Source organism: Paraburkholderia ribeironis (assembly GCF_900019265.1).
Classification (GTDB): Bacteria; Pseudomonadota; Gammaproteobacteria; order Burkholderiales; family Burkholderiaceae; genus Paraburkholderia; species Paraburkholderia ribeironis.
The window spans coordinates 1,165-1,382 of sequence record NZ_CYGX02000178.1 but is presented as its reverse complement, the minus strand read 5'-3'; the positions used below and the strand labels follow the sequence as shown (position 1 = coordinate 1,382).

Genomic DNA, 218 nt, shown 5'->3' with positions numbered 1-218 from the left:
ATGAACGCCCCGTCGCCACCCCACGTAACGCGCGCTCGACTGGCAGATTGTCGATTTCGAGCTGACCGTCATCGCAATAGCGTGTGAGCGCTTCCCACCGGTTCAACGCATAGAGGATCGCCCGACTCGTGTCCGATTTGCGCGAGAGCGTTCCCAGCGTCGTTGTGAGCCACGCATGGAATCGGTCGAGTAACGGCCGCGCGTGCTCCTGGCGATGC

At 62.4% G+C, this 218-nt stretch carries 1 pseudogene; it reads right to left on the bottom strand.

From position 1 onward, the window contains the following. Positions 1 to 218, bottom strand: a pseudogene (locus BN2475_RS36145) (IS66 family transposase); the annotation flags it as partial.